Annotated in this window: 6 protein-coding genes; all 6 read right to left on the bottom strand. The window is 46.1% G+C overall.

The annotated features are described in order from the left end of the window. Positions 1-166: 166 nt before the first annotated feature. Positions 167-1,564 (bottom strand): aminopeptidase, encoded by a 1,398-nt coding sequence (locus ACTNBR_RS15860; protein WP_427805419.1) that lies wholly within the window; start codon positions 1,562-1,564, stop codon positions 167-169. A 79-nt stretch (positions 1,565-1,643) separates the two neighbouring features. Further along, positions 1,644-2,468: a 2-amino-4-hydroxy-6-hydroxymethyldihydropteridine diphosphokinase gene (gene folK, locus ACTNBR_RS15855; RefSeq protein WP_441019164.1), complete on the bottom strand. Its 825-nt coding sequence runs from the start codon at positions 2,466-2,468 to the stop codon at positions 1,644-1,646. Between the two features lie 62 nt (positions 2,469-2,530). After that, positions 2,531-3,340, bottom strand: a complete 810-nt coding sequence (gene folP, locus ACTNBR_RS15850) for a dihydropteroate synthase (protein ID WP_427805417.1) — start codon at positions 3,338-3,340, stop codon at positions 2,531-2,533. A gap of 38 nt (positions 3,341-3,378) precedes the next feature. Beyond that, positions 3,379-3,903 carry an HD domain-containing protein gene (locus ACTNBR_RS15845; protein WP_427805416.1) on the bottom strand — a complete coding sequence of 175 codons (525 nt, stop codon included), beginning with the start codon at positions 3,901-3,903 and terminating at the stop codon, positions 3,379-3,381. Between the two features lie 30 nt (positions 3,904-3,933). Continuing rightward, positions 3,934-4,491 (bottom strand): GTP cyclohydrolase I FolE, encoded by a 558-nt coding sequence (gene folE / locus ACTNBR_RS15840; RefSeq protein WP_427805414.1) that lies wholly within the window; start codon positions 4,489-4,491, stop codon positions 3,934-3,936. After that, complete coding sequence (locus tag ACTNBR_RS15835) at positions 4,485-5,786, bottom strand: bifunctional folylpolyglutamate synthase/dihydrofolate synthase (RefSeq protein ID WP_427805413.1); 1,302 nt, start codon at positions 5,784-5,786, stop codon at positions 4,485-4,487. The genes folE and ACTNBR_RS15835 overlap by 7 nt, the downstream gene beginning before the upstream one ends. Positions 5,787-5,909 lie beyond the last annotated feature (123 nt).

Genomic DNA, 5,909 nt, shown 5'->3' with positions numbered 1-5,909 from the left:
GCAGAAAATCCTCTATTGGCATAAGAATATGGGAAGGGTATAGTTACAATCGACACCAAATATACCGAAAACTACGGTAGAAACTTATAAATAGCAACAAAAAGCAAAAAAAGGACGTTCGATGCCAGGGCTTTTGACCCCAGCATCCGTGGCAAAAGAAACGTCCCTACATATTTTTCAGGAAAGCTCTATAGCCTTTTACTGCCTCGTACACATCAGCCTTGCTACTGACTTCATATGGTGCGTGCATGGAAAGTACGGCAACACCGCTGTCGATGACTTCCATTCCGTACTGTGCCATGATGTAAGCGATGGTTCCGCCGCCGCCCACATCAACTTTACCGAGTTCAGCAAACTGATATGTAACTTCTGCATCGTCCATAACTTTGCGAATCTTTGCAAGGTATTCTGCGTTTGCGTCGTTGGAACCGTTCTTTCCGCGGCTTCCGGTAAATTTGTTGAATGCAAGTCCTTTGGTGAAGAATGCGGAACTGCGTTTTTCGAATGCGTCTGCAAACATCGGATCATAAGCTGCGCTTACATCAGAAGAAAGCATTCTGGAATTTGCCAGTGCACGGCGTACCTTCAGTTCGGATTCTCCTTCTGTCAGAGCGATCAGTTCTGCAACAACATTTTCGAAGAAACGGGAATGCATACCAGTTGCGCCAACACTTCCGATTTCTTCTTTATCTACCAGCAGGCAGCATCCTGTACGGGAAGCTGACTCCACATCCAGCATTGCAAACAGGGAGGTAAATGCGCAGACTCTGTCATCCTGTCCGTATGCAAGGATCATGCTGCGGTCAAATCCGAGATCTCTTGCTTTTCCTGCCGGAACGATTTCCAGTTCTGCAGACGCGAAATCTTTTTCTGAAATTCCATAGGTCTCTTCCAGAATCTTAAGTACGTTCGCTTTGATGGTATCTTTTTCTTCTTTTTCCAGATCCTCAGCCTGCTCGATCGGACGATTTCCGATTAGAAGATCGAGCTTCTCACCTTCGATCACTGCATTAGCCTTTTTCTCCATCTGCTGTGCGGAAAGATGCACAAGCAGATCGGTGATTACGAATACCGGATCGCTCTCTTTCTCACCGATACTGATATTTACAACAGAACCGTCAGTCTTTGCCACTACACCGTGAAGTGCCATCGGTCCTGTCACCCACTGATATTTCTTAATTCCGCCATAATAATGTGTATCCAGATAAGCCAGTCCTTCACTCTCATAAAGTGGATTCTGCTTTACGTCGATACGCGGTGAATCGATATGGGCCCCCAGAATATTCATACCGTTCGAGATCGGCTCTTCTCCGATACGGAACATAGCGATCATCTTTTCCATACATACTGCGTAAACCTTATCCCCGGATTTGAGCGGTGTGCCTTCAGCCATCACTTCTTTGACATCGCGGTATCCGGCTTCTTTTGCCATCTCTACCGCCAGAGCGATGCATTCACGCTCTGTCTTTCCTTTATCAAGGCAGTCCTTGTATTTTTCATTAATCTCATGAAGCTCTTTCAGCTGCTCCTCGCCATAAGAATTCCACAGATTCTTTTCTTCCATTTTATTCCATACCTCTCTTTCTGAAATCAGCCGGTTGTCCGACTATTCTTTTACAGTATAAGCATCTTCGGGCGAGAAATCAAGTCAAATCGGCAAGCAATTCCGAAAGCATTTCCTGCATCGTTTTCCCGGAAACCGGATGACGTTTGTGGGGTGCGATTTCCACCATAGGTTCCAGCACGAATGTACGGTTCTGCATATCCGCATGCGGCACACAAAGGTCATCATCCTCAATAATTTCATGGTCGTAGAGAAGAATATCCAAATCAAGCGTTCTGGGTCCCCAATGGATCGTTCGCTCTCTTCCCGCCTCTTTTTCCAGCTCATGAAGCCTGTCCATCAATTCATGCGGTGTCAAAAGAGTCTCCAGCTTCACCGCACCATTCAGGAATTCATCCTGCTCTACTCTTCCATAAGGCTCTGTCGCAATCAATTCGGATACTTTCAGAAGCCGACACCCCTTTGTATGTGCAAGTCCATCCAGTGCTGATTCGATATAGCGTTTCTTATCCCCCATGTTGGATCCAACAGCCACATATACCTCATGCCACTTTCTGCTTATCTCCACAGATGCCGTATCAAGAGGAAGGGCGATCGGAGCCCAGGGCTTCTTAATCTCCAGATCCACCTGCCGTATACGGGGATCCGATTCAAGGACAGTCTCCGCCAGATGCTCTGCCACCGATTCGATCAGTTTAAATGTATTCTTTTCCATCTCATCCTTAATCAAATGACAAATGGTTCCGTAATTAACAGATTCATCAAGCAAGTCCGTTATTCCTGCTTTTCGTGTATTTAAATGAATCGCACAGCTTACCAGGAATTTCTGTCCCAATACTGTTTCTTCAGGAAATACACCATGATTGGCAAATACTTCCAGGTCTTTTATCTTAATCTTGTCCATTTTCATTTCTCACCTACTCTTTCCTGTATTTCTTCTTTCCTGCTCCCTTCGTCTCGTTTGTTCTATGGTCGCTTCAAAATTGCTTCCGTCATCCGGATCGCCCTGCGGTTTTTCTCGGCATCATGCACACGAACAAATCCATATCCGCACTGCACTGCCATCACAGTCGTCACAAGGGTTCCCTCTTCCCGTTCTGTCACCGGGAGATCCAAAGTAAGCCCGATCATCGATTTTCTGGACGTACCAAGCAGCATCGGATAGCCCAGTTCATTGAAACGATCCAGATGTTTCATAACATCCAGATTCATTTCATACGTCTTTCCGAATCCTACCCCCGGATCCAGCATAATCTTGTCATCCGCTATGCCTGCCTCTTTTGCCGCACGGATACATTTCTGCAGATCACAACACATATCTTCAATCAGATTTTCATAGATCGCCTCACTGCGGTTATGCATCAGACAGCAGGCGACATCATATTTTTTCACCAGAGGTGCCATCTCCTCATCATATAAAAAGCCCCAGATATCATTTACCATATCCGCGCCGGCCTGAAGTGCCGCCCCCGCCACCCTGCTTTTGTAGGTATCGATTGACACCGGCACATCAAAATTCTTCTTTACCGCCTCGATAAGAGGTGTAACTCTTTCTATTTCCTCTTCCTCAGTAATCTGCTGATGTCCGGGGCGGGTGGACTCTCCCCCTATATCCAGAATATCGCATCCACCTTTCAAGAGTTCCTCTGTGTGGCGCATAGCCGCATCATAATTGTTCCATTTTCCACCATCAGAAAAAGAATCCGGTGTCACGTTTAGAATTCCCATAATATATGTGTGATTTTTCACATCAAATTCTCTATTCCCGATTTTCATTTTCTCCATCTTCCTTCCATAAATCTTATTTGCACAAATCACCAGATGATCCGAAGATTCTTCTTCTCTTCTCCCCAGTCACACGCTTCTTTTGCCGTGCACGCAAAACAATTCCGGGAAGTTTTATCTGCATCATACAGTACTTCTGCCAACTTGTTCCCTCTCCCATTTTCTTTCGAATGCTCTCTGTGACTCAGAATTGCAAGCAAAATGCCCTTTTTCTCGTCTTCTTCGAATCCTGTATCCTCGAGGATCTGCTCCGCAATCTGCGCGCTTGCCTGCTCATGCGGAATTTTCTGCGCATACTGCATCCATTTTCCAATATCATGCAGTACAGCAGCAGCATAAATCGATTCCTTTGAAATCCCGTATCCTCTTTCCATGGAAAATATATATGCTAACCTGGCCACATCCAGAAAATGCTGCATATCATGTCCGCAGAAAATCCGATTCATTTCTTCCTGCCTGTTCTTTTCCATACACTCGACATAGAGCGGATGCGTACAGATCCGATGCACCCGCTCCATTTTTATTATTTCTTCCTGTTTCCTGCTCTGTTCCATTGTTATCAATTACTCCGCGCACATTCTGCTTTACTCTCTGATCATTTGAAAGAACATATTCTGCAGTCTTTCTTCCTCTGCAAATGCTCCCCTCGTCACAACGCTGACCGTCTTACTTCCAGGCTTTTTCACACCGCGCATAGTCATACACATGTGTTCCGCTTCTGCCATCACCATAACTCCTTTCGGGTTCAGATGCTCCATCAGTGCATCCGCAATCTGAGCCGTCATCTGTTCCTGAAGCTGAAGCCTTCTGGCATATACCTCCACAGTTCTGGCGAGCTTGCTTAAGCCCACCACTTTTCCGTCCGGAATATATGCAATATGAACCTTCCCATAAAACGGAAGCATGTGATGTTCACACATGGAGTAAAATGTAATATCCTTTTCTACCACCATCTCATTATTTCTAACGGTAAATGTCTTCTTTAGGTGCTCTCCTGCATCCTCATCCATTCCGCCGCAAATTTCTTCGTACATTCTGGCGATACGATCCGGCGTCTCCACCAACCCTTCTCTTGTCGGATCTTCTCCGATTCCTTCCAACAGGAGCCTGACTGCCTGTTCCACTTTCTTGCGATCTACCATGACTTTTCTTCCTTTCCTTCCGCACATATGCGGATTACCTCTCCCAGATAAGAGAGAGAACCAAATACCAGCACCACTCCGTCTTTCCCTGCATTTTGCCTGGCAAACGCCAATGCTTCTCGGATACTTCCAGCCACCTCAGCCGGAACCCCCTCTTCTTTCAGGTACTGAGCCAGCTTCTCCTTGTCAAGCGTTCGTTCCCGGTTCGGCAGATCCACCGTATACGCCTTTTCCAGATAAGGTGCCATGATCCCAGTCATCACTTTTGCCTCTTTATCCTTAAATACACCCATAACCGCCGTAATCCTTCTGCCCGCCAGATAACACCTGATATTCTCGGCAAGTCTTTCTGCGGCATCCCGATTATGTGCTCCGTCGACGATCACAAGCGGTTCCTCATCAAGAGCCTGGAATCGCCCCGGCCAGCACACTTGATCCAGTCCCTTCCGGACAGCCTGGTCACTGATCCCCAGCCCGGTATCCTTCAATGCTTCTATCGTTTCCAGCACAGTTACAGCATTGTCAATCTGATATCTTCCTGCCAGATTCAATCTCAGATTCTCATACTTCCCGTAGGAAAATCTCTGTCCCAGAATGTCCTCTTCCAGTATGACCGCCTTTTCCGGCAAGGCTTTGTACATCCTGCATCCGCATTCTTCCGATTTCTTTTTGAGAACCGCAAGAACTTCTTCCCTTTGTCCGGCCGTTACTACCACAGCCCCCGGTTTTATGATTCCGGCTTTCGTTTCCGCAATCTCCTCCAGCGTATTTCCCAGAATTCCCACATGATCCATACTGATCGAGGTAAATACACAGACCTTCGTCGTCTCCACAATATTCGTTGCATCCAGGAGTCCTCCCATTCCGGTCTCCAGCACAACATAGTCACAAGCATGTTTTCGAAAATACAGAAATGCGATGGCCGTCTCAATCTCAAATACAGTAGCTGTGAGGCCTGTTTTTTCTTCCACCTTTTCTGCCGCCTGCTTTACTTCAGGCACAAAAAGAGCGAGCTCGTCTTCCGCCATCCATTGACCATTGATCTGAAATCGTTCCATATAGTCCATGACCGTCGGTGACACATATCTTCCCACACAAAGCCCTGCCTCCTGCAAAATACAGGAAAGGCAGGCGAGAACAGACCCCTTCCCATTGGTACCTGCTATATGTATAAATTTCAAATCGTTTTGCGGATTTCCAAGCTCGCCAAGTAAGCTCTTTATACTATCTAAGCCAAGTACACTTCCGTATTTCGATACATGATCCAAATATACCCTTGCTTCTTCGTATAACATTATTTATTTCCTTTCCTATTCTGTCAAGCCTAAATCTATTGATTTTACTGGCTTTGACGATTTTTATTTACCTCAAAAACAGAGCCGGGAGTGATGGATATCATCGTATCATGTACCGAATAG

Source organism: Bariatricus sp. HCP28S3_F11 (assembly GCF_052065395.1).
GTDB lineage: Bacteria > Bacillota > Clostridia > Lachnospirales > Lachnospiraceae > Allocoprococcus.
The sequence above is the reverse complement of the archived record's forward strand: the minus strand, read 5'-3'. Positions and strand labels throughout refer to the sequence as shown.